This is a genomic window from Streptomyces sp. NPDC104309 (assembly GCF_055584025.1).
Genome location: NZ_JBVJMV010000077.1, coordinates 1137 through 23049 on the forward strand (window position 1 = coordinate 1137; position 21913 = coordinate 23049).

Below are 21913 nucleotides of genomic sequence, written 5' to 3' on the forward strand. Positions count from 1 at the left end.
GTTTGGCGCGGGGGGGGGGCGCGCTGGCGCCCCGGGCGGGGGGGCGGGCGGGGGGGGGGGGGGGGGGGGGGGCCGCCCCCCCCCCCGGGGGGCGGGGGGGGGGGGGGGGGGCGCCCCCCCCCCCCCGGCGCCGCCGCGCTGAGGAGGTGGAGCATCGCGCTCGCGTTGGGGCTCCGGCAGGGAGAAGCGCTCGGGCTGCGCTGGGCTGATGTCGATACTGCCAACGGCGCCCTGCGGGTCCGGAAGAACCCTCTGCGGCCGAAGTACCTGCACGGGTGCGGCGGCGACTGCGGCACCAAGCCGGGCTACTGCAAGAAGCGGGTCAGGAAGTACGAGGACACGGCCAACACGAAGTCGCGCGCCGGCCGCCGCGTCATCGGTGTCCGCGAACGAGTCGTGATGCAGATCACGGGCCGGTCATCCACGGCGATGGCGGCCCGGTCTCAGCACGTGACGGGCGGCATTCTCGCCGACGTCGCGCAGCGGGTCGGGGGACTCATCCGGGAAGTGGCCAACGACGCTTGCGCCGGTGGCGCGGAGGACTCCGAAAAGTCTCGTTGAGCCTGCAGATGAGACTACGAACGTCGAAGGGCCCCACCGCAAGCGGTGGGGCCCTTCGACGTATTGCCCGGTGAGAGCAATGGCGGAGGATACGAGATTCGAACTCGTGAGGGGTTGCCCCCAACACGCTTTCCAAATGTTCGTCTGGGGGTTCTGGGGTGTGCGGGGGCGTCCTGACCTGCGGTTCAGCTGAGACGGGAGGAGGTCCCGAACGGTGCTGTACGCCGGTGAATGCAACCAGAACTGCAACCATGGATCACCGCGTTCTGCCTGATCACCACCCCACATGAGCACTGCTGGTTCGCTCATCCCTCCGTCGTGGAGGGCGGTTGCTTCGGAGGCGCGGTCTGCCGGGCCACGGCGTCGGCGATGGCCGCTATCAGCTCTTCGTTGTTGGCCCACAGCCAGCGTTTGAACTCCTCGCTGACAGCGGCCCCAAGAGTTTCCGGCACGCTTACCTCGTGCAGGTAGAGCCAGTCTGCGAAGGCTTTCGTCACGCCCTGCTCAACAGCGCGAGTCTCCTTGAACGAGGGCGTTGCGGGGCGCAATGGCCCAGGCTGGTCCGGCGTGAGTCCGCGGTCGGCCGTCGTTCCTTATCGAGTTTCGGGTGGTGGAGTGACCGACGCGTCCGGAATTGGGCCGCCCCAGGCTCGTTCTGTCACGTCGCCCCAGACGCCGGGGGCGACGGTACGGGGGTCCACGCCTTCGCTGGGTGTGCCGATCTTGTAAGTCCCGGTGGAGTCTTCGGAGCGGTCGTGCTCCTTGATCCAGAAGATTCGCCTGGTGAACTTGCCAGCTGAGTCATTGCTCGGGGCGTCGCGTTTGAGGGTCGAGTATCCGACGCGGCGGCCAGCTCCGTTCCAGGAAACCGGACGTGCCCGCGTGCCAGCCTCCGTGATGAGGGTCTCGCGCACGTAGTCGAATCCATCGATGTCCTCGCTCCAGACGATGCGTTCCTCGTGCTGGATATCTACTGGGTCCTTGCTCACGTGGATCCTTCCCGAGTGTCTGCAGTGGGTGCTCTGAAAGCGCGACCGGATGGCGGGGGAGGCGGCGTTACGGTTTGTGGCTGCCGCCCGCGGTGCGCAGATGCTGGCGGAACTGGTTACGCAACTGCCGGAGCGGAACGTCGCCGCCGAGCCGACGGAGGAACTCGCCGACCTCCCACGTGATCAGGCCGCCTTGGCGGGACAGGTAGAGGCCGACGTGGTCGATGCCGTACTCGTCGTCGTAGTCGAGGAGCAGGTAACCGGCCAGCTGGTAGATCTCGTCGCGGCCCAGGCGACGAGGGTCTTTGGTGGCTTTGCAGTCCAGCAGGAGGCCGTCGAGGATGTAGTCGGCGTCGGCTCCTCCGATGTCGCCACTGCCGGTGAACACCGGGCCGCAGACACGAGCTTTGGACGGCAGGCGGCGGAAGCCGGCGAATGGGCTGGCGGCGAGCTGCATCTGCTGGCCGACGTCTTCGAGTACGTACGTGGGGACGGCGCCTGTGAGGTCGTCCAGGTTGGTAGCGGGGGTCGCTCCGGCGAGCATGCTGAATCGGCGGATCTGACCAGTACGGGCAATGTCCTCGAAGAATCCCGCGACGAAGCACAGTCGGGTGAGCACGTCGTCGTCCACGCTCTCCGGGGCAGCGAGGTAGGCGTCGACCGCGGCCAGGAGCTGCTGTCCCGCGACGTGCAGGGCCTTCCGGCTCGCCGGCCCCGGAACCCCGCGGAGGTCCTCAGCGCCATCGAGGGCCCAGACGCCGAGGGCCACGGCGGGCCCCAGGCGTCCGCCTAGCGAGAGCCGGAGCCGATAGTCGATGGCGTGACCGAGTGCCGACCAGTTCGGATGTTGCACGTCGATGGGCTGGACGGGGTGCGGAAGACGGGTGATGCGTCCCAGGTAGTCGCGCACCAGGTTCTCGCTGTAAGGGAGGCGATGCGCCATGAACTGTGAGATGGGCGAGCCCTCGTACTTCAGTTGCCCGGTCAAGCTCAGTTCGATCATCGGCCGTCCGGCCACTGTGCCGTCGCGGCCCGTGCCGGCCATGGCGGTCTCGTAGGAGTCGATCCAGGCGATGCCTTCAGTGTCCAGCTGGTGACGGGCACGGGTGACCGCGACGTAGATCAGGCGGGCCTCGCTGGAGTTCAGCGGGCGCTGTAGGCCGTCATCATCGACGGAGGGGGCCATAAAGCCCTTGCCGATCCGTACGGAGGGCCACTCGCGGCCCTTGGCCTTGTGCGCGGTGGACACGGTGACCTTCGCGTCCTGCTCGGGAGAAAGCCGATCCACCGCGGAGATGATCTGGTCGGGCCCATAGGTGTCCACCAGCTGCACGATGGCTTTCAGGTCCTGAGCGGCTTTGTCCTGCTCGGCGTACTCCTGCACCTCGCCCCAGGAGCTGAACAAGAACAGCTCGGGATGGCTGGTGCGCTTTCCGGCTTTCAGCTCCATGGCGGCTTTCGCGATGCGATGCAGTGCGCTGCCGCCGCCGGTCAGTGCCACGGGGATGCCCAACTCCAGGAAAGCCAGAACTTCTTGCATGGCATCGGCGTTCCCTCGGCACAACACCGCGTCCGGGTGCGTCACCTTGTCGATACGTGAGGAGCTGGGGCCGTGCCCCGTGAGCTGCATCTCGGACTCGGCGTGCTTGAGCCAGCGGTTCGCCACCGTGGCGATGGCCGGACCGAAGCGGAAAGACTGGGTGAGGTGGAGGTGATCGGCCGGAAAGCCGGTCATCACGTCCCGCGCGCTGCGCCATCCGTAGATTTGTTGGGCAGGGTCGCCGACGCAGATCCGCTGTGCCTCCTGGGCGAGGAAGACTTCCTCCAGGACGGGGTTGGTGTCCTGGGCCTCGTCCAGCAGGACGAAGTCGGCTGGCAGCACCGGCTCGGTCATCGCCCACAGCTTCATGTAGTGATCGTGCTCGAACCGCAGTTTGCCCGCGGCGGAGCAGATGTCCTGCCACGCTCGATGCGCGTAGGGGAGCAGAGTGCGCGCGACGAAGTCCTGCGCCTGGTCGTCGAGGCCGTTGACCCACTCCATGTGGCGGGCCATGACCTGCCGGTCGGTCGTGTAGCAGAACCTGCGGATCATGCCCATCACGAGGCGCGCCTGGTGATTGACCTTGATGCGGCGGGAGTTGACGTCCAGATCGCGGGTGATGCCTAGCATCTGGGCGGTGTGCTTGGCGGGGATGCGTGCCGAGTTGTTCAGACGCTCACGGTAGTGATGCCCCACTGCCTGAAAGGCGAGGGAGTGCGCGGTGCGGCATTCCACGTTTGGCCCGAATCGGCCGCGGGCGTCGTCGGCGATCGACCGGTTGAAGGCGACATACAGCCCGCGCTTTCGGGTCGCAGAGCCCATCAGGATCAGCGTGGACGTCTTGCCTGTTCCGGCGCCGGCGACCAGCGCCAAGTCCCGTCCAGAGGCGAATAGTTCGCGGGCAGCCTGCTGCTCTTCGGTTGGCTCTATGGCCACAGGAGTCCTCTCTGGGAAGCGCGGCTTTATGTACCGCAGGCGGCAGAGTGCCCCTTCTCGTGACTAACCGTCAATGCGGTCTTACGTACGGTGGCGTGATCGCGACCTTCGGCGTTCTCTCGGGGGACGCAGGGGCCTCCGTGGCGAACCCCTCCCTGAGGTGCGCCCCTGGTACGGGAGGCGGGACAACTTGACGTTGCACAATGCGAGTTACGTGCAGCGTGCTACCTTTGGTGCCGCCTGCGACGCGTGGAGCGGAGCATGGTCACTTCAGGGTTCCCTCTGAGGTAGGCAACGTGGAGGCCACGCTTCCTCACGCCGCAGACCATGCCGAGTGCCGCGTTGCCGCCGAAGACCACGCTGGGGCTTACCTCAGAAGTGTCGGAGGGGATGCGCCTGACGGCTTGAGTCGTCCGACCTCCCGGGCACGGACCACATTCGTGTGGCACCCGGGAGCGAGCAGGACGATCAGTGAATCCACTGTTCCGTGCTCCTTTGGCGTGCCCGATTACGCCCAGGAGGGCAACGGAACATGACCGCGATCTTTGAAGAGACGGCCGCGCCCCACGATCACGTACCTCCGCGACCGGTGGACAAGCTTCCTGAGCTTGCTCCGATCGCTGCCCGCCGAAAGGCGGCGGAGAAGCTCGTCGACGCGTTCGATCTAGCGCCGGAGGCAGCCGCTTGTGTCGCCAACGCCGTAGTGGACCCGGCTGAACTTCGTCGGTCGATCGAGACTCCGACGGCGTTGGCCATCACGGGCGGAACCCTTCTCGCGGTTCGTGCGCGCGTATGGACGCGCCGTGCGCTGCCCGACATCCGTAACCCCCGCATCGGCGACGCCCGCCGCCATCCCATTGCGATCGAACCGGGAACGGACGAGGAGTCCCGATTCGCGCCCGTGGATGACCCCACCAGCACCGGCACCACGCCACACCTCGAAGTGGAAATCGAATCAGCCGAGCACATGGCGTGGGCATCGGCCCTCGCTGCCCGCGCTGTACTTGATGCGAACGACTGGCGGTACTCGATCCGCAACCAGGGCGTGTTGACCGAGGTGTGGCTTGTCGCAAACCGCTACAGGCATACCTCTGAGGAGAGCCCGGACCTGTGGGCCGTGACCACCGCCGAGGGATCATCACGTACTACGGCCGCCCACGACCTTCTGGGAGACGGCAACAGCGTCGATGTCGTCGTGAAGGCCGAGTCCGATACCTTCATGAGGGGCCGCATCAAGGAGCTGAACACGGCCTTTGAGCAGGGCCCCACGGTCAAGCAGTCCGAGGCGCTGCGCTGCGAGACTATGCCGGCGCTGATTCTTGTCGGCTACCGACCGCTGCCCGGCGGGCCCGACCGCTTCTCCTCCGCGGTTAAGTCGCTCGTCGCGCTGAGGCACGTCGACGCCCCGAAGGAGTGGGGCGAAGGACCGGAACTCGAGTCACTCGCGGACGAGGCGCTGACCGTTATGGAGGACCGGCGGATCCTCACCCCTCTGCGGCGTAGGTGGTTGGCCGGCGCCATCAGCCGTTCGCAGGCAGAGACTGCCCATCTGCCGACGGACCCGGCTATCAGGGCAGCCGAGATCATTGCCCTGTTCACCAGCAACGACCAGGCTGTTCGGGATGCGATTCGAGACGCTGTGACCCGCCAGTCGACGCGCAAGCGCATCACAAAGAATGTCCGTGTCAAGCTCGCGGTGGCGCTGATCGTGAGGTCCGTGGCCGGAGAAGGCGCGAGCCCTGACCGGGTGCGTCGCTATATGCAGCATGGATTCGTCTCCGTGCGTGACAATCACTTCAAGCCCACGCATCGTGATGCCGACGTGGTGCTCGAGGACGCCCTCCGTGAGTTTGACGCCGACCCGGCGGGAACCGCTGGCCAGGCCCGCCTTGAACTCGCAGCTCGCGCCGCATATCCGCTCATTGCCACGCTGTCGTTGTGGGCGGATCGTGGCACGAGCAACAACCCGAACGCCGATGACCGACGCCGTCCGGGTGAGGTTATCGACACCATGCTCACGTCCCGCCTGGGAATCCAGCAGCTGCACCGGGCCATCGCCGACCACAACGACGGCCGCTCTGCTCTGCGCGCAGTCAACGAAGACGGCACGATTCGGCTTACCGATGACCGTGCGCAGGATCAGACCCTGAGCGATGTGTACCTGCGCTCGACGTTCCCGAAGGCCGGCTCCCCAGCCCGGCCAACATCCATGGACACCCCTGACGACGCGTTGCGCGACGCTGCCGCCGCCTTCGGCGCCGCTGTACGTCAGCTCGAAGAGGCGGTGGCTGCTCTGCGAGGAGTCAAAGCGGGCGATGGAACGGATCACGTCGAGACCGTTGGCATCGACCTCAGCCACGTCAAGGAGTGGAAGGGCGTCCTGGACGCGGCCGGTGCCGACCTCGACTTCTGGGGGCGAATTTGGGAACGACGCAACCGCAGGGCAGGCCACACGACCGGCAGGCGGGAAGACAGCTGGACCGCTGAGTTCCTCGACAGCCCTGACGAAGCAGTTGAGGAGTGGAACGACGAGGATGCTGCTGAGGTTGCTTCATGACCCCCGGGAAACTCGCGTCCCTCGCAGCGTATGCAGGGGAGTGGTTGCGCAGCGACGGGCCATCCGGGGCCCTGCCGTTCGGCCCGAAGGCCGACTTCATCGCGAGTCGGGCGGTCTACGTGGTGTGTGGCTGGTCAGGCCGAGTTCTCTATGTCGGGTCAACCACTGTTGGCATCGCTACTCGGTTTGCCCAGCACGCCAAAGACGTCAGCAAGACGCTCGACTGGACCACCGCGTACGTCATCCCGCTCAAGGACGAGACTCCGGTTCGGTCTGTCCGTCGCATCGAGGGCCGTATTGGACTGGCCATAGGACCTGAGCGAAACAAGGCGCTGCCTCGCATCACTGTTGCCCGTTAAGGTCGCTGCCTTCTCTCCCGACGCTACGTTGGGAGAGAAGGCGCTTTTGCTCTATCCAGCTCCTGGTGTCGTTCCGTGCTCCAAGTAGGCGGTCACGCCGCTCTCGTGGGCCCGCATGCCGGCGGTGATGCGGCGAACGAGCCGGGGGATGGTGAGTTCGGCCAGCTCGTCGGCGTGGTGGAAGTCGTAGCTGCGGAGCTCGTCGGCTTGCAGGCTGATCTGGCCCAGGAGGTCCGGGCTCAGGCGGCCGCCATCGAAGAGGTAGAGGACCTTGTCGCCCTCGCCAGGGTTCGGTGCCCAGTCCACGACGAGCAGGGAGCCGATAGGGGGCTTGATGCCCAGTTCTTCGTGGACTTCGCGGACGCAGGCTTGCCGTGGGGACTCGCCTCGCTCGACGTACCCGCCGGGGATCTCGCGGTAGTCCTTGTACGACGGTTCGACCAGCAGGACTCGACCGGCGTCGTCGAAGAAGAGCGCGCCGGCTGCCATGCGCGGGTGGGCCATCTTGGCTTCGTGCTCGTTCTCGCTCACCTGTCGACCCTAACCGCCGGCAACGATGTGAAGCCTTCGGGCCAGGTCGGCTACGGGCTGAGAAGGTCGCCCTCGGGTTCCGCGAATCCAGCCGATGACCAGTTCGCGGCTGAGGTAGTGGTGACGTACCTGCTCCGGGGCGATCTGCTCGGCGTCGGGCAGGGCGTCCAAGGCATCGTCAGTCCGGTTCCAGGAGCTGAGCGCTCGGGCGACTTCGAGGCTGTGGCGAACGCGTCGTTCCACCGGCAGGCCGCTGGTGTCGATGCGTGGGCCGAGGTCGGCGGCTATCTGGATGTCCCCGAGTTCTCCGGCGGTTGCTACGCAGTGGATGGCCACGTTGGTCGGGCCGAAGGCTGTCCACAGATGGTTGGCGTCGGCGCCCAGCCGTTGTGCGGCTTCATCGGCCTCCCTGAGGAAGGTCTGCGTGGTGGCACGGTCCTCTGCGCGTGCGGCGGCCATGGCCCCAGTGAGGAAGAGCGTGCCGTACACGGAGAGGTGCTCGTCGTCGGCTCGGGTCAGGGCCGGCTGCATGGTGGCTGCCGCGTCGTTCACCAGCTGGATTGCCGGGGCGAAGCGTCCGGTGGCGAGGAGGCAGTGTGTGACTGCTCGGAAGAGCGAGCCCAGCACCGCGCTCTGGCCGCTGATTTGAGCGGCTGCCAGGCCGCGGTCAGCGGCGATCCAGGCGAGCTCCGTTTCGCCGACCTTGCCCAGAACCATGGCGGCGCCTTGGTAGGTCAGGGCGAGCAGGGCGTGGGCCTCCTCCCTGTCGTGTCCCGAGTAGGTACGGGACGCTGCGAGGGCGTCGGCCAGGACGAGAGGCAGACGCCGGGTGGCGAAGCCGTAGCGCGATGCCTGGTACGCGTCGAGAACTTCCTCCACGTTGGCGCGCAGGCTCGGCAGGGTCGGCGGTTCCTCGTCGGGCGGCGAGCCCAGCAGGGGCGTGAGCTGCTTGTAGTCCATGAGCGCGTCACGCAGAGCGGGCACCGTGCGGCGGCCGCTGTCGCTCGACCACTCCAGGAGTGTCGGCTCGGCGAGCAGGTCCCCGAGTGAGACGTCGAGAGCCTCGGCGAGTGAGGTGATCACCGAGAGGCGGTCGAGCTCGATCCGGTTGTTCTCCGCTTTGCTCAGCCAGTCCGTGGTGCGGCCGACGAGGCCGGCCAGGACCTCTTGGGAAAGTCCGCGTCGGCGCCGGTACCAGGCGACGCGTTCGCCGATGGTCAGGTTCTCTGTCATCCCTCGCATGTCCTGAGCATCACCTCGTGGCCGGAATCGACCCCGGAAGGTTTTTCCGGGGTACTGCGGGGCGCCGCGCCTACTGTCGCAGCAGACCGAGAAAGCCGCAGGGCGATGGGGGTAACTCCCTTCGCGTTGGCGGCCTTTGGCGATCAAGTCGGCTCTCGAATGGGACGGAGGTGTGGAGGGTGCGCAGTACGAAGCTCGCGGAGCCATGGGGCGCCCAGAGGTTCGGTCCGTTCGGCGCGGCAGTCCTGAAGCCGTACTCGAGGACGCGGTTCGCTACGGACGGCAGTGCCTTGCTGAAGGTCTACGTCGGCATCGACCCCGAGGGCCGTCGTCGGCGGGAGGCCGCCACTGTCCGGCATGCTGCCCTGCGTGGGATCTCGGTTCCGGCCGTCCTGGCGACCGGAGACGGCGAGGCCGGGTCCTGGACGGTGTTCCGGGCGGTCAATGGGATGCCTTGCTCGGTTGCCACCTACAAGGAGACGGAGGACTACATCGGCCACGTCGTGGCTGTGAGCGGCATGCTTCACCGACCCACCGCCGGCGCTACCCCTGGACCCGGCTGGGCGGCACGGCCCGGCAGTCCTGTTCCCGCGAGCCAGTTCCTGCTGGACCAGTTCTCCGCTCGCTGTCGGTGGCTGCCCTGGTGGGCAGAGCTGAGGGAGGCCCTCCAGCCGATCAACTCCCATCCAGCCGTTCCCCTCCATGGCGATCTCAAGCCTGAGCACCTTCTTGTCGACGGAGAGCACCTGCACGTCGTCGACTGGGAGGCGAGCGCCTGTGGCCCGGCGGTTCTCGACTACACCGATGTCGTCTTCCACCTCGTACGGGACCTGCTGTACGAGGACGTAGCGCCGGCGCGCATTCTGCTCGACCTCGCGGACCGCCTGCCGTTCTGCGGGCCGGCGCTCGCCTGGCGCCTGCTCCTCTGGCTCGATCGCCGTCGGACCCAGGACATCGAGCTCGTCACCACCCACGACCTCGTCCGACTCGCTGCTGAAGAGCAGGCAGTCTCCGCGTACAGGTCGCTCGTGGAGATCGTGGCGCATCTCCGCGCCTCCGGCGTTCCTCGCTGAATCTCGACCGCACCGCTCGTCCAGGCGTGCTGACGCCTGCGCTCATCTCCTTCTTCCCACCCCTGAACGGGAGTTCGTGATGCCTCGTACGAGCACGATCATCGGCAACAGCCACCTCGTCATCGACACCGCCGTGGCCAGACCGGACGCGACGACCATCGTCGAGCGGAAGGGCCTCGGCCACCCGGACACCCTCGCCGATCATCTCGCCGAGCGACTGTCCCGCGCCTACAGCCACCACACCGTCGCGCGCTTTGGTGCCGTACTGCACCACAACTTCGACAAGCTCGCGCTCCTCGGCGGTGCCAGCGAAGTCCGTTACGGGGCAGGCGAGATGACCGCCCCGGTCCGTGTCCTGGTCAACGGGCGCGCGGCGCCCATGTGCGGGGGCGAGACGATCCCGGTTGAGGAGATCGTCGAGGCCGAGGTGCGGGCGTTCTTCGCCGAGCGGCTGCCCGAGGTGTCGGACCACCTCGACATCGTCTTCAACATCACCAGCAACTCCAGCCCGGGGGCGGTCCTCACCGGTGACGGGACCCCCGACCGTGCGCGCTGGTTCAATCCCCGCTCCGTCGACGACCTGCGCGAGCGTCGGGTGCGGCTCTCGAACGACACGTCGCTGGGGACCGGCTGGGCTCCCGAGAACGCCTTCGAGTCGTTCGTCCGCGACCTGGTGAACCACTTCTCCGGCGAGAGCGAGTTCACCCTCTCCCACGCGTGGTGCGGGTCCGACGTCAAGCTGATGGGCTTCTGGGACGGCGACGAGGCCGACATCGTCCTGTGCGTGCCGCAGAAGTCGCGGCACGTCGCCAGCCGAGCCGAGTACATCCGCAACAAGGAGACCGTCCTCGCCGAGTGCCACCGGCTGGCCGGCCTCCGGCTGCCGGGCGCCCAGGCGCGCATCCGGCTCAACGCCCGCGACGTCCCGGAGAAGGACGAGCTGTACCTGACCTACACCGGAAGCTCGATCGAGTCGGGGGACGAGGGCGTCGTCGGTCGCGGCAACCGCGTCAACGGGCTGATCACTCCTCTGCGGCCGATGAACCTGGAGGGTGCCAACGGAAAGAACCCCGTCTACCACGTCGGCAAGCTCTACAACATCGCCGCGCAGCGCCTGGCCCACCGCCTGCACGAGACCACCGACGGGCACGCGGAAGTGCATCTGGTCAGCACCACCGGCCAGCGTCTGGACGAACCCTGGCGCATCCTCGTCCGCCTCTCGGCCCCGGACGCTGAGGTCGACAAGGTGCAGGCCCTCGTCGCGGAGGTACTGGGCGAGTTCCCGGCCCTGACCGATGAGCTCGTCTCGGACGGGATCGAGCTGAGCTGATGACGAAGCGGACGCTCGGAGAGATCCCCGCGGGGTGCAGGCAGCGGCTGCTGGCGCACTACGGGCCTACGGTCAAGCCGTGGCTCGACGCCGTCCCGGGTCTGCTGGTACGTGCGGCAGGGAGGTGGAAGCTGACGCTCGTGGCGTACCACGACGCCGGCCACGCCTCGGTGATCGCGACCGCGGCCCGTCCCGACGGGCGTCCGCTGCTTCTCAAAGCATGGGTTGATCCATCTCGTTTTCGCCACGAGGTGGAAGCGTTACGGCTCTGGGCCCGTGGCCCCACGGTCGAGGTCGTGGAGGCCGCGGACGACCTGGCCGTGGCCGCGCTCGAACTCATCGGAGGGCAACCTGGCGGCGCGGATCGGCCGCGGCGGGAGTTGCAGGTGGTGGCGGCGGCCGTCTACGGGCTCCACACCTTGGGGCGCCACAGGCTCCGGTCGGAGCAGCTTCCACTCCTTACCGACTACCTCGCCCACGACGTCCATCCGCAGATCGATCGGCGGATGCGCGAACTCGACCTTGGCGGCTGGCATCCCCTCGTCGAAGCAGGGTTCGCTGCCGTCGCCGAACTGGAGGAGGGCTCCCGCCGAGCGACGGTGCTGCACGCCGACCTGTACCGGGAGAACGTCTTGTTCGACTGGCGGGGACACCCCCGGCTTATCGATCCGCTCCCCATGGTGGGCGACCCCGCGTTCGACTGGGCGTTCTGGTCCGTCTACTACGAGCTCGGGCGTGGGACGTCCGTACGGTTGGCCGTCGCCTCACGTGCGTCTCGGATCCCCATCCCCGTGCTCGCACCCTGGTGCCGACTCCTGGCGGTCCACGGCCTCCTCTTCTACGTGGAGTCCGGCGACCCACGCGCCACGTTCATGGCCACTGTGCTCAGCGAGCTTCAGGCGACAGCGACAACCCCTCGGAGCGGATCGTGACGACGTACATCCTTCGCCATGGCCAGACCGACTACAGCAAGCGGTACCTCGTCAACGGCGACCCGACCAAGCAGATTCTTCTGACCGACGAAGGCCGACAGCCGCTCGGCCGTGCGTGGAACGTCCTCCCTCTCCATTCCGTGGCCACCTGGCTGACCAGCGAATTTCCGCGAGCTCGGCAGACCGCCTCGCTCCTCATGGGCGTCCCCTCGCCCGAGCTGGTTGTCGACGCCCGGCTGAACGAACTCGACTACGGGGAGTTCGAGGGCAAGCCCTTCCTCGAATACGCGGCCTGGCTCGACGAGCACGGTCCTCGTCGGCGCCCACCGGGCGCCGCGGAGTCGCAGCATGAGGGCATACGCAGGCTGCTCACCGGCGTCCTCGCCGCTCTGGAGCATCCGGGGCCCCGCGTCCTGGTCGGGCACGGCCTGCTGGTGTCCGTCCTCCACTGGCATGAAGATCGCGCGGCTGGCGAGCCCATGCCGCTGTTCTTCGCCGAGGCTCCCTATATCGAGCCACTCACAATCGCCGACGACGATCTTTCCCTCTTGGCCACGGAGCTCTTGGATGATCTTGAATCGGCCACTCTGCGCGAGATCACCGCCAGTGGTGACGCGTCGATATTGCGGACCGGCGAGGGTCCGGCGGTTGCTGCCGTCGATGCGGTATCCCCGTCCCACTCGCCGGATAAGAAGGATCTTCCCCATGCATGATGCCCGCGCCCTGATTGAAATGGGTGCCGAAGCGGTACGTCGGCTCGCTCGTCGCGGTTACTCCCTGGACCTGTCCCGGCTGGAAGACCTCCAGTCCCGGCGCAACCAGAGCATCCGCTCGGCCGACGAGCTGCGGGCGGAGTCCAAGAGGGTGGCGAGCGAGGTCCAGCAGACGGCCAAGCAGGGTGGGGACATCTCCAAGCTGAAGGAGCGCGCCCGCGAGCTGAAGGACCAGATCCGCGACATCGAGGCCGCGCAGGAGAAGGTCCAGGAAGAGCTCACCGAGCTCCTGCTGACCATCCCGAACCTCCCCGACAACGAGGCCCCGGACGGCGACTCCGAGGAGTTCGCGGTCGAGATCCGGCGCGTCGGCAACCCGCCGGTGTTCTCGTTCGAGCCGAAGGACCACGTCGACTTGGGCGAGGCCACCGGCATCCTCGACTTCGCCCGCGCCACGAAGCTGTCCGGCTCACGCTTCGCGGTCTCCCGCGGCGCCGGCGCCGCCCTGGAGCGCGCGCTGGCCACGCTCTTCCTCGACATCCACACGCGCCGCCACGGCTACGTCGAGCACGGTGTCCCGTACCTGGTGACCCGCAAGACGATGACCGGCACTGGCCAGCTGCCGAAGTTCGAGGAGGACCTGTTCAAGACCGGCGCCGCCGATCGCGACCTGTTCCTCATCCCGACGGCAGAGGTCCCGCTGACCAACCTCTACGCCGACGAGATCATCCCGCCCGCCGAGCTGCCCCTGGCCCTCACGGCCCACACCCCGTGCTTCCGCTCGGAGGCCGGCTCGTACGGGCGCGACACTCGCGGCCTGATCCGCCAGCACCAGTTCTCCAAGGTCGAGATGGTCAAGATCGTCGACCCGGAGACGGCGGAGGCCGAGCTGGAGACGATGGTCGGCCACGCCGAGGCGTGCCTGAAGGAGCTCGGGCTCGCCTACCGCGTGGTCAAGCTGGCCGCCGGTGACACCGGCTTCTCCGCCCAGCTCACGTACGACATCGAGGTCTGGATCCCGAGCCAGAACACCTACCGGGAGATCTCCTCGATCTCCAACTTCGGCACCTTCCAGGCCCGCCGCGCCAACATCCGCACCCGCGGCGAGGACGGCAAGCCCAAGCTCGTTGCCACGCTCAACGGCTCCGGCCTGCCCGTCGGCCGCACCCTGGCCGCGCTCCTTGAGCAGTGCCAGCAGCAGGACGGCTCGCTCGTCCTCCCCGAATCTCTCTTCCCGTACCTCGGCTTCCGCCGGATCTCGGCGGACGGAACACCGGAGGCATAAGTGCTCGTCGGCGTCTGCGACTTCCCCGGTAGCTACGCCTTTCCACCCGCTGGATACGGCGGAATCGAACGATGGCTGTGGGCGGTCGCCGTAGGCGCCCGAACCGCAGGCGCCGACGTACACCTCCTCGGGCCGGGCTGGCTCACGGACCTGGAACACGACTGGGTCCGCAAGCCGGTCCGCCTGGAGGACATCACCGCCGGATCGCTCGCCGAACGCGAGCTCCGCGCCAACGACTACGACCTCCTGGTCGTCGGCCACGAATACCCCTCGCTGCCCGCATGGACCCGCACGTGGAGAGGGCTGGACTGCGACGTCGCCACGTTCCAGCACTCCCCGGTCTTCCAGCACACCGACGCCGCATTCGACGGCAAGCGGTCCCGCCTCTACTGCTACTCGCCCGAGATGATCGAGCGGTACGCCAGCTGCGAGCCCCTCCCGGAACTGGCCGTACACCTCGGCCTCGACGAAGAGGAGCCGCCCGCCGTCGCCGGGGGCGACCTCGTATGGCTCGGTCGCGTCGACGCCGAGAAGGCGCCCCATCTGGCGGCCCGTGCAGCCCAGTTACTCGGTCGCCGGATACGGATCGTCGGCCCGGTCTTCGACGAGGAGTACGTACGCCGCCACGCTCGGCTCCTCAACGCGGACCACGTCGAGTGGGTCGGCGAACTCGGCGGCCCCGCCAAGACCGCAGCCATCCGCGACGCCTCCGTCTTCGTCTACACGTACGCCCGAACCTACGTGGAGGCCGGTGCCGCTGTCTTCGGAGAATCCCTCCGCGCCGGCACACCCATGGCCGCGCTTACCTGGCGCACGGGCACCTGCGCCGAAGCAGCCCTGTGCGACGAGACCGGCACCATCGCCGTGGCCGACCCCGAGGTGGACGACGAGACCGCCGCCCGCCAACTGGCACACGCCATCGAGCAGGCGGAGAGCCTGGATCACCAGCAAGTCCAGGAGGTCGGTCTCCATCGCTTCGATCCGGCGCGGCACTTCACCGCGATGGCGGCACCGCCGTGCTGACCCGATCGGCCAGCTCGGTCGGGGACACGCTGGCCCGACAGATACCTGCCGTGCTCCGCGCGAAGTTAGGGCCGCACTGGGAGTTCACGACTATCGCCGACCGCATCGAAATCCGGCACCCATGCCGAGGCACTCCTTACAGACCACCACGTAGAAGCCCCTCGTGGAGGGAGCTGCTCGACAGCCTGGAGACCTCCTTCGCGAGTGACGGAGCCGCTCGTGACAGCTGTCTCCCCCTCCGCTGGGGTAGAGAGACGGAACTGACCATCTCCGCGGTACAAGCCCTCGATCCGCTCCTCAAGGACGGCAGGCCCCACACCTACCGAAGGGGCTTCCTCGCCCAGCCGGTCGTCCGCTTCACCGGTCAGCGCGATGCCACGGGCCTCCTGAAGGACGGGTTCCTCACCTCCTTCGTCAACGTCTCCCGCGTGCAGCGCGTGAACAACCTGGACGAGTACGGCACCGTCCTGGACGGCTGGGTGACCACGCTCTCCCAACTCGGTTTTCACGCACGCCACTTGCGGATCTACGGATCGTTGCGACCGTGGCGGCGGAGGCAGGTCGAAGGCATCACGCTCCGCTTCGCCCACCGGAACCTCACCCTCGGGGACATCGTCCTCCTGTGGCACACCGACCACCCCGATCGCCTGGCGGTGGACCTCGGAACGGGCTTGGAGCGCCTGGCGTGGGCGCGCACCCAGGCTCGCTGGTGCGACCTGATCTACGGCCGCTTCGCCCACGCGGCACCACCGGCGACGCTGGACGCCATCCGCACCGCCACGCTTCTCCTGGGCTTCGCGATCGCCCCGGCGGCCCGGGGCGCCGGCGGAATCACCCGTCGCGTCGTGGGCACGATCGCCCCCGATGCTGTCCGCCTCGGTGTCAGCGCGATCGTCCGAGACGCGCACGACTACTGGTCGCTCTTCAGCCCTCTCAGTGTCCCCTGGCCAGAAGTCGCTCGCGCCGTCGAGGTGGAGATGGAGCGGCATTCAGGTCAGCCGGAGCCGCCGGAAGCTGACTCTGCGCAACATCCGTGAGCTGGATGCGCGAGCCACCGGGCCCTCGCCGGCAGGGGCGGCCCTCAACAGATTCGCCAGTTCGCCTACGGCAGACGGGAAAGAGCCCGGAATGACTGGATCGCCGCGGCACGGCATGTCAACGTACAACACCCTGCTAGAAGTTGGTCCCGATTCACCTGGAGGTGCCCCTGCACTCGCGTCGCCCCGACGAACCCTTTCCTTCCGACTCGCAGGACCCGGTGTACTGGGTCGCCCCGCGTCACCTGGCCGGTGACGACGGCGTTCTTGCCGAGCAGGTCGGTGACACCCTGACCGCTCTTGACTGGCGCGTGTGGCCGACCGCGCGCAACACTCTGATGTACGTCAGCCCGGATGGGTTGCGCGGCGCCGAATGGCTGCTGGCCTCCTACCCGTTCGAGCTGGGCGGTCTGCCTGTGGCCTGGCAGGTGAGCGCCCGGTCGCGCGCCGACTCCGTGATGGTGGAGTGGAACGCGTACTTCACCGCCGGAGTGCCGTACGAGGCGCTCACAGACTTCCTCCTCGCGCTCGACGCCCGTGTGGCGCCGGACCAAGGATTCGACGGGCCGGACGTGGTGCTCCAGCAGCTAGGCGCTCGGGGCTGGTTCCGCGACGCCGACCGTCCCCGTACCGCCGCCTTCGACCCCGGCTTCTCCGCCAGCGTCTCGCTGGAGTTGATGCCGCCGCTCGCCCAGGACGCCGATCCGCGCCCTGGCCAGATGGGCTGGCAGGCATGGGCGGAGCCCGGTCTCGGCGATCCGTATCTGTGGTGCGCGAGCTTCGGCTCTAGCGGCCCGAATGACCTGGTCGCGGTGTTCGCCTCCTCGGTCGCCTCGCCGGCCCCTGTGCCGCGCCGCTCGCTGCCTGCCAGCGCGGAGGACAGACTCACCATCGTCCGCCGCAGCTGACAACTGTCCTACTGGGGCAGGCTGTTAGGCCCCGATCGCCTCCCCGGATCCCCGTTCCCGCACACGCCCGATGAAAGAGGCGGAGACCTCATGTTCCGACGTCGTTCCCGCGCCGACCGCGAGTTCCGCGAGGCTCAGCGTGCCGGTCAGGCGCTGCTGGCCATGCACACCGAGTGGCCCGAGGTTCCCGACCCGGTCTCGGCGCCGACCCCGGCCGCGCCGACCGACGCCACGGTGGTGCCCGACTTCCTGCCGCCGGAATTCCGGGCGCCGTGCCGCCAGGACGTGTCGGGCTTCATGATGCGCTGGGACCTGCCGCTCGTCATCGACGGCGAACTCCACGCCTGCCACTGCGGTGCGTACCGGAACTGGATCGTCTTCAACATGCGTGACGACTCGGTGTGGCTGCGCTGCGAGGCCGGCCACGAGGCACACGAGACCCGGCTGGACAGCGCCTGGTACAACCGCAACTCCGGTCCGGTCGACCACTTCCACCCCACCCTCGAAGACGGCCTGCGCCACCTCGGCCACTGAAAGACGCGAAACCCCTTCCCCCAACCCTGCGTTCGTCGGCGCCCGGAGGGCCGACCCGGTCAGACCATCCGTCTCGCATCACCACAGGGGTTTCTCGTATGCGCCGCTCCACCACGACCGCCCTCGGCCTCAGTGCCGTCTGCACCGTCCTCGCCCTGACCGGCTGCGCCGGTCACGCCGAGTCCGCCGCCCCCGCGCACCGGGGCGGCAGCACGCCCACGGCACCCGTGCCGCTGTCGTCGACTCAGCTGAACCAGCGGCTGCTGAACGAGAGCGACCTGGGCGAGGGCTACACCCGCAAGCCCGACGCCCCTCGCCGCAGCGACGACGTGACCGTGATCGGCTGCCCGTCGCTGGAGAAGCTCGGCGGCGACGCGGCCACCGGCTCTGGTCTCGACTTCGCCCGCAAGGCGAAGGTGTCCTTCACCTACAGCGGCAGCAGCAGCTCCGAAGTGAGCGAGGAGCTGTACAGCGACAGCGCCGCGAAGCTGTCCACGGGCATCGGGAAGGTCTTCGACGCGATGCTCTCCTGCCCCTCGTACCAGGTGGCTTCGGGTAGCACGGTCATCGACATAGGCACCGAGGAGTCGACCGCGCCCGACCTCGGCGACGAGCAGTGGAGCCAGCTGCTCACCTTCACCACCGACGGACGCAGCACAATGGTCAAGCAGACGGCTGTACGGATCGGAGCGGTGATTGTTGTCGTCGCTGGCTCGGCTGCGCTGGTCGATACCCACCTGGAGAAGGCAGTGGCAAAAGCCCGTATGGCCAGGTGAATCGGAGGTCATGCCGCAGGCCCGGCCGGTGTTTCGGTCGGGCCTGCGGCATGTTCGGAGTCAGGGACGTCGGGGATAGCCCGGAGCGGTGGCCTGGGGCTGCCGTGGATGCGTGGTATCAGTCCAATCCATGCAGGGCGCGGTACTCAAGGGTGTCCTGTGCTGTGACGAGCGGGAGTATGCGCTGGAACTCTGCGTAGTCCTCAGCGGTCGTGATCTCGACGGCGTCCTCGGCCACGGAGCCTTCCGGGAGCCGGGCGAAGTACTTCATGAGGAGCGAGACGAAAGCCTGCTTCATCTCGTCGAGCTCGCGCGCCAACTCGTCCTCGAGCCGCATCTGGTTCTCGGCGGCGCTGAACTCCGCCGGGGTAGCTGTGGACACCAAGGTGTGCTCCGCGGCAGTCATCGGGCTGCCGTCGCAGCGGTAGAGGCACGTTCGGTCGTCGGGACGGTTGTAATCCACTTCCGTAAGCAGGGTGACGATGTGGGGGCGGACGTCGGTCTGGGGCATGCCGGGGTTCCTTCTGGAGTCGGGGGTTGGTGCGCAGAGGCGCCTTGGGCCGAGGCATGGGTGGGTCATGGCTGGGACCTTTACGGCGCAGTAGTTCCAGCAGGTCGTGAAGCCCGATTGGGGTTCCGGTGACGGCCGGCGTGCTGTGGGAGGTCGGTTCACGCCGTGTGGGCGCGGCCGCTCTGGACCGCGCGCAGGCGTTCGAACTCCTCGTAGTCCTCGTCGGTCATGAGGTCGAAGATGTCGTCGATGGTGCTGTCGGGCGCCTGGTGCACGTACTTCATGAAAAGGTCGATGAGAGCCTTCCCGGCCTTAAGGCGCTCGTTCGGAAGCTCCGGGACGGCGGGCAGCTTGTGCGTGACCGCAATCGATATCTCGTCCGGGGTGATGGTGGAGAACAGGTCGTACTCGGCGTCGGTGAGCTCGCGGCCGTCGAGGTGGTACAGGCGCTCCGGTGCCTCGGGGTGGGTGATGTCCACGTCGGCGGCGAGTGCGATGACCTGAGGGCGGAGCTGGGTCGGGATCATGCAGGGGTTCCTTCCGGAGCGCGGGTTGGGCCCCAAATACTCCGGACGATCCCCGGTTTCGGTAACCGGGGATCATCGGCTATATTCCGCGCCTTTGAGCGGCGTACAGCTCGCTTATCGAGACCGGCCCAATGGGGATGACGAGGGCACGTAAGGGGCTGGAGGGTGCCCGCCAGCGGCCTGCGCGGCCCGTGCACCGGGACCGGGGACGTGCCTTCGGCCGAGGCGTTCAACGCGCCAGACGAGGACCTCGGATGCTGACTTCGCGTCGTCCAAGGAGCGTTGCTGTGCTGCTTGTTGAAGGACGGCAGCGGGTTTGTGGCCGGCGGCTTCGGCGGCGGCAAGCGCGGTGGTGAGTGCGGGCCAGGCGGCCTCGGCAAGGATCTGCTCAGCATGGGCGGGCAGGACGTCGCGCAGCATGCGGACGTAGCGCTGAACCGCGCGGTCGGAGGGCCGGCGCCCGGTGAGATGGATCAGGCCGGCGGGGGCGATCTGGTCGTAGGCAGCCTGAAGATGGACGAGCGTCTGCCGGGCTGCGGCCACCTGCCGGTCGTGGTGGCGCAGGGCACTGCGGCGCTCAGTGGCGAGGACGACGACGATGGCGACATCCAGGAGCATCGCCAGCCCGGTGAGATCCGCGGGCTGGTGGCGCATGCCCTTCAGGGCGCCGCGCAGGGCACGAGCATGCTGGTGGTCGACCCGAGCGCGGGTGTGGGCAGCGTGCTCGAAGGCGAGCGCAGCCCTCTGGAGTTCGGCCCTGAGCGAGACAGGAGCGTGGGCGGGTAGGGCGTACAGGATTTCACCGAAGACGGTGAGGTGGGCTTGGACGGTGGGGTCGTCTGCGTGGGCCAGGTGGTGGGGGATGCGTTCCGCGGCTGCGGTGGCCTGGTGCCAGGGGTCGGGGCGGTGAACCGTGGACCGTGATGTTGCCGGGTCGGAGGGCGCTTCGGCGGCGGCCAGGCGCTTTTGGATCTGGGGGAGGGAGAGGTCGGTGGCGAGTTTGGAGCCGGAGTACCAGATGGGCGGGTGCTCGTCGGGCAGGGCGACCTTGTAGCCCTGGAGGTCGCCGGAGGGCAGGGTGCGGGTTTCGACCTGGAGGCCGGCGTCGGCGAGCAGGTTGAAGAAGTCGTCCAGGTTCTGCGCGTGGGAGAGCGCGGCGCGGACGGTGTGCCGCAGCTGCTCGCGTGCCGTGGTGTTGCGGCCTTGCCGTTGGGCCTTCTCCTGCTCGGCGCGGGTGGGGCGCTTCGCGGCCGGGGTACCAGCGGCCGCTTCCGGACCGCGCGGTACCTGGGTGGGGCCGAAGTCCTTCTCGATCGCGGTGAGTTCGGTCATGGCGCGGTGGTAGTCGTTCCAGTTCCGCGGTGGGCGCAGGTCGCCGCGGACTTTGGTGGCGACGATGTGGATGTGGTCGTCCGCGTGGCGCACGGCGACCCAGCGGCAACCGTCCGGATCACCCTCCGGTGCGATGCCGGTCGCGTGCACCATGCGCCGGGCGATCGTCGCCCACTCGGCGTCGGACAGGGTGCGGTCCTCGGGTGCGGCGCGCACCGAGCAGTGCCACACATGCCCCTGGGGTGCTTTGTCGCCTGCCTGCTCGACCCGCAGATCCAGCGCCTTCTTTGGCTTGGATATGTCTTCGTTCTTGAAGAGACGGAGGACACTGAGCAGCGGGATCGTGAGTCATCCGCACTGTTCAAGACTGACCCGGCCTTTGAGGGTATGTCGTACGCCCAGCGTTACCAGGAGATGATCAGTCGCTTCGTCGGCAAGAACGTGTACGACCTCGGGTGGTTCGTAACCACGCAGAGGGCCGAAGACGGAACTGTGACGTACAAGGAACCTATGCAGACTGCGACTGGGTACGCTCTGCAAGCTGCCATCGAGGGTCGTGTCAAGCACGTCAAGGCAATGCTCGGCGAACGTGAATAGCCAATGGGCCCTTTCCCTCCTGTGAGTGTCTGGAGGGAAAGGGCCCATTGTGCGTCGACTCGGCGCTGCTACCCAGGGATACCGAGGTCCTTCAGGTAAGTGAGGCGAGCATTGATCGCTGCTGAGAGATGTCTCCAATCGAGGCTCTCCACAAGCTCGATCGGTTTTGGATCCTCAGCCGAGGACGTGACGTAGCACGCGGCGTCGTACAGCTGCTCCGCCACAAGGCGCTCGCAGAAGATCCCGAACCTGTCTTGGTACGAGGTGCCGTGCCAGATCTCGTCGGGCGGCAGGGCGCCCTTTGCTGTCTTGACCGGCCTGCGAGAGCCTTCGCCGTCCTGCATGATGAAGAAGTAGCCAAGCCAGGGCTTCTCCTTCGGGTACAGCTCGGCGAGGGCTGCACGGCGAAGGTCCACAGCGCTGCCAAGCGCTTCCTCGACCCGGTTGTTGTAGTTGTTGCCGTACGAGGGCCCGCCGAGTGCCTTCAGCTCAAAGGCCGCGACGAGTACACCCTCGTGCACGACTCCCTCTCTGTCAGCCTTGGGTGAGACATCCCGTTCTGCGGGGTTAGCCTGAGAGGGCACGACAGGAGAACCGTCCCTTATGCCCAGCACAGAGCC

At 67.6% G+C, this 21913-nt stretch carries 21 protein-coding genes and 1 pseudogene; 13 read left to right on the plus strand and 9 right to left on the minus strand.

Annotation, left to right across the window (positions count from 1 at the left end; translation table 11 throughout):
* Nucleotides 1-129: 129 nt before the first annotated feature.
* Nucleotides 130-561, plus strand: a pseudogene (locus ACZ68L_RS44190) (site-specific integrase); the annotation flags it as partial.
* Between the two features lie 305 nt (nt 562-866).
* Here ACZ68L_RS44190 and ACZ68L_RS44195 read toward each other — a convergent pair.
* The 3 genes from ACZ68L_RS44195 to ACZ68L_RS44205 form a co-directional block, all read right to left on the minus strand.
* Complete coding sequence (locus ACZ68L_RS44195) at nt 867-1058, minus strand: hypothetical protein (protein WP_469589942.1); 192 nt, start codon at nt 1056-1058, stop codon at nt 867-869.
* Nucleotides 1059-1154: 96 nt separating this feature from the next.
* Nucleotides 1155-1550 (minus strand): DUF6009 family protein, encoded by a 396-nt coding sequence (locus ACZ68L_RS44200; protein WP_469589945.1) that lies wholly within the window; start codon nt 1548-1550, stop codon nt 1155-1157.
* A 67-nt stretch (nt 1551-1617) separates the two neighbouring features.
* On the minus strand, nt 1618-4026 hold the full coding sequence (locus ACZ68L_RS44205; protein ID WP_469589948.1) for a UvrD-helicase domain-containing protein: 2409 nt from the start codon (nt 4024-4026) through the stop codon (nt 1618-1620).
* A gap of 532 nt (nt 4027-4558) precedes the next feature.
* Between ACZ68L_RS44205 and ACZ68L_RS44210 the strand changes: the two genes are divergently transcribed.
* Nucleotides 4559-6583: a hypothetical protein gene (locus ACZ68L_RS44210; protein WP_469589951.1), complete on the plus strand. Its 2025-nt coding sequence runs from the start codon at nt 4559-4561 to the stop codon at nt 6581-6583.
* A gap of 410 nt (nt 6584-6993) precedes the next feature.
* Here the strand turns inward: ACZ68L_RS44210 and ACZ68L_RS44215 are convergent, their stop codons facing one another.
* Together ACZ68L_RS44215 and ACZ68L_RS44220 are read right to left on the minus strand one after the other, a co-directional pair.
* On the minus strand, nt 6994-7473 hold the full coding sequence (locus ACZ68L_RS44215) for an NUDIX domain-containing protein (protein ID WP_469589954.1): 480 nt from the start codon (nt 7471-7473) through the stop codon (nt 6994-6996).
* Between the two features lie 9 nt (nt 7474-7482).
* On the minus strand, nt 7483-8706 hold the full coding sequence (locus tag ACZ68L_RS44220) for a helix-turn-helix domain-containing protein (RefSeq protein ID WP_469589957.1): 1224 nt from the start codon (nt 8704-8706) through the stop codon (nt 7483-7485).
* Nucleotides 8707-8894: 188 nt separating this feature from the next.
* On the opposite strand from ACZ68L_RS44220, the gene ACZ68L_RS44225 reads away from it, so the two are divergent.
* The 10 genes from ACZ68L_RS44225 to ACZ68L_RS44270 all read left to right on the plus strand — a co-directional run bounded on the left by ACZ68L_RS44225 (nt 8895) and on the right by ACZ68L_RS44270 (nt 18326).
* Complete coding sequence (locus tag ACZ68L_RS44225) at nt 8895-9788, plus strand: aminoglycoside phosphotransferase family protein (protein ID WP_469589960.1); 894 nt, start codon at nt 8895-8897, stop codon at nt 9786-9788.
* A 79-nt stretch (nt 9789-9867) separates the two neighbouring features.
* Complete coding sequence (locus tag ACZ68L_RS44230) at nt 9868-11118, plus strand: methionine adenosyltransferase (RefSeq protein WP_469589963.1); 1251 nt, start codon at nt 9868-9870, stop codon at nt 11116-11118.
* Nucleotides 11118-12050: an aminoglycoside phosphotransferase family protein gene (locus ACZ68L_RS44235; protein ID WP_469589966.1), complete on the plus strand. Its 933-nt coding sequence runs from the start codon at nt 11118-11120 to the stop codon at nt 12048-12050. Before ACZ68L_RS44230 ends, ACZ68L_RS44235 begins: the two co-directional genes overlap by 1 nt.
* Nucleotides 12047-12763, plus strand: a complete 717-nt coding sequence (locus tag ACZ68L_RS44240; protein ID WP_469589969.1) for a histidine phosphatase family protein — start codon at nt 12047-12049, stop codon at nt 12761-12763. Before ACZ68L_RS44235 ends, ACZ68L_RS44240 begins: the two co-directional genes overlap by 4 nt.
* Complete coding sequence (gene serS, locus ACZ68L_RS44245; protein WP_469589972.1) at nt 12756-14048, plus strand: serine--tRNA ligase; 1293 nt, start codon at nt 12756-12758, stop codon at nt 14046-14048. Before ACZ68L_RS44240 ends, serS begins: the two co-directional genes overlap by 8 nt.
* Entirely contained in the window at nt 14049-15071 is a 1023-nt protein-coding gene (locus ACZ68L_RS44250; protein ID WP_469589975.1) for a glycosyltransferase, read from the plus strand. It begins immediately after the preceding gene.
* A gap of 50 nt (nt 15072-15121) precedes the next feature.
* Nucleotides 15122-16108 (plus strand): hypothetical protein, encoded by a 987-nt coding sequence (locus ACZ68L_RS44255; RefSeq protein WP_469589978.1) that lies wholly within the window; start codon nt 15122-15124, stop codon nt 16106-16108.
* A gap of 158 nt (nt 16109-16266) precedes the next feature.
* Nucleotides 16267-17016 (plus strand): SPDY domain-containing protein, encoded by a 750-nt coding sequence (locus tag ACZ68L_RS44260; RefSeq protein ID WP_469590000.1) that lies wholly within the window; start codon nt 16267-16269, stop codon nt 17014-17016.
* A 90-nt stretch (nt 17017-17106) separates the two neighbouring features.
* Entirely contained in the window at nt 17107-17550 is a 444-nt protein-coding gene (locus ACZ68L_RS44265) for a hypothetical protein (RefSeq protein WP_469589981.1), read from the plus strand.
* 98 nt (nt 17551-17648) lie between these two features.
* On the plus strand, nt 17649-18326 hold the full coding sequence (locus ACZ68L_RS44270) for a hypothetical protein (RefSeq protein ID WP_469589984.1): 678 nt from the start codon (nt 17649-17651) through the stop codon (nt 18324-18326).
* A gap of 118 nt (nt 18327-18444) precedes the next feature.
* Here ACZ68L_RS44270 and ACZ68L_RS44275 read toward each other — a convergent pair whose 3' ends face one another.
* The 3 genes from ACZ68L_RS44275 to ACZ68L_RS44285 all read right to left on the minus strand — a co-directional run bounded on the left by ACZ68L_RS44275 (nt 18445) and on the right by ACZ68L_RS44285 (nt 20912).
* Entirely contained in the window at nt 18445-18837 is a 393-nt protein-coding gene (locus ACZ68L_RS44275) for a hypothetical protein (protein WP_469589987.1), read from the minus strand.
* 158 nt (nt 18838-18995) lie between these two features.
* Nucleotides 18996-19364 carry a hypothetical protein gene (locus tag ACZ68L_RS44280; protein ID WP_469589989.1) on the minus strand — a complete coding sequence of 123 codons (369 nt, stop codon included), beginning with the start codon at nt 19362-19364 and terminating at the stop codon, nt 18996-18998.
* 114 nt (nt 19365-19478) lie between these two features.
* Nucleotides 19479-20912 (minus strand): relaxase family protein, encoded by a 1434-nt coding sequence (locus ACZ68L_RS44285; protein ID WP_469589992.1) that lies wholly within the window; start codon nt 20910-20912, stop codon nt 19479-19481.
* A gap of 15 nt (nt 20913-20927) precedes the next feature.
* Here ACZ68L_RS44285 and ACZ68L_RS44290 point away from each other — a divergent pair, with 15 nt between their 5' ends.
* Nucleotides 20928-21293, plus strand: a complete 366-nt coding sequence (locus ACZ68L_RS44290) for a PaeR7I family type II restriction endonuclease (RefSeq protein ID WP_469589995.1) — start codon at nt 20928-20930, stop codon at nt 21291-21293.
* A 68-nt stretch (nt 21294-21361) separates the two neighbouring features.
* Here the strand turns inward: ACZ68L_RS44290 and ACZ68L_RS44295 are convergent.
* A partial coding sequence (locus ACZ68L_RS44295; RefSeq protein ID WP_469589998.1) for a PaeR7I family type II restriction endonuclease occupies nt 21362-21913 on the minus strand: 552 nt, incomplete at its 5' end.

Bases quoted from the DNA above. Each gene is read 5' to 3' on its own strand.
- ACZ68L_RS44280 (WP_469589989.1), bottom strand. From the start codon at position 19,364: ATGATCCCGACCCAGCTCCGCCCTCAGGTCATCGCACTCGCCGCCGAC.
- ACZ68L_RS44210 (WP_469589951.1), top strand. From the start codon at position 4,559: ATGACCGCGATCTTTGAAGAGACGGCCGCGCCCCACGATCACGTACCT.
- ACZ68L_RS44265 (WP_469589981.1), top strand. From the start codon at position 17,107: ATGTTCCGACGTCGTTCCCGCGCCGACCGCGAGTTCCGCGAGGCTCAG.
- serS (WP_469589972.1), top strand. From the start codon at position 12,756: ATGCATGATGCCCGCGCCCTGATTGAAATGGGTGCCGAAGCGGTACGT.
- ACZ68L_RS44275 (WP_469589987.1), bottom strand. From the start codon at position 18,837: ATGCCCCAGACCGACGTCCGCCCCCACATCGTCACCCTGCTTACGGAA.
- ACZ68L_RS44235 (WP_469589966.1), top strand. From the start codon at position 11,118: ATGACGAAGCGGACGCTCGGAGAGATCCCCGCGGGGTGCAGGCAGCGG.
- ACZ68L_RS44230 (WP_469589963.1), top strand. From the start codon at position 9,868: ATGCCTCGTACGAGCACGATCATCGGCAACAGCCACCTCGTCATCGAC.
- ACZ68L_RS44220 (WP_469589957.1), bottom strand. From the start codon at position 8,706: ATGACAGAGAACCTGACCATCGGCGAACGCGTCGCCTGGTACCGGCGC.
- ACZ68L_RS44290 (WP_469589995.1), top strand. From the start codon at position 20,928: ATGCCCCTGGGGTGCTTTGTCGCCTGCCTGCTCGACCCGCAGATCCAG.
- ACZ68L_RS44270 (WP_469589984.1), top strand. From the start codon at position 17,649: ATGCGCCGCTCCACCACGACCGCCCTCGGCCTCAGTGCCGTCTGCACC.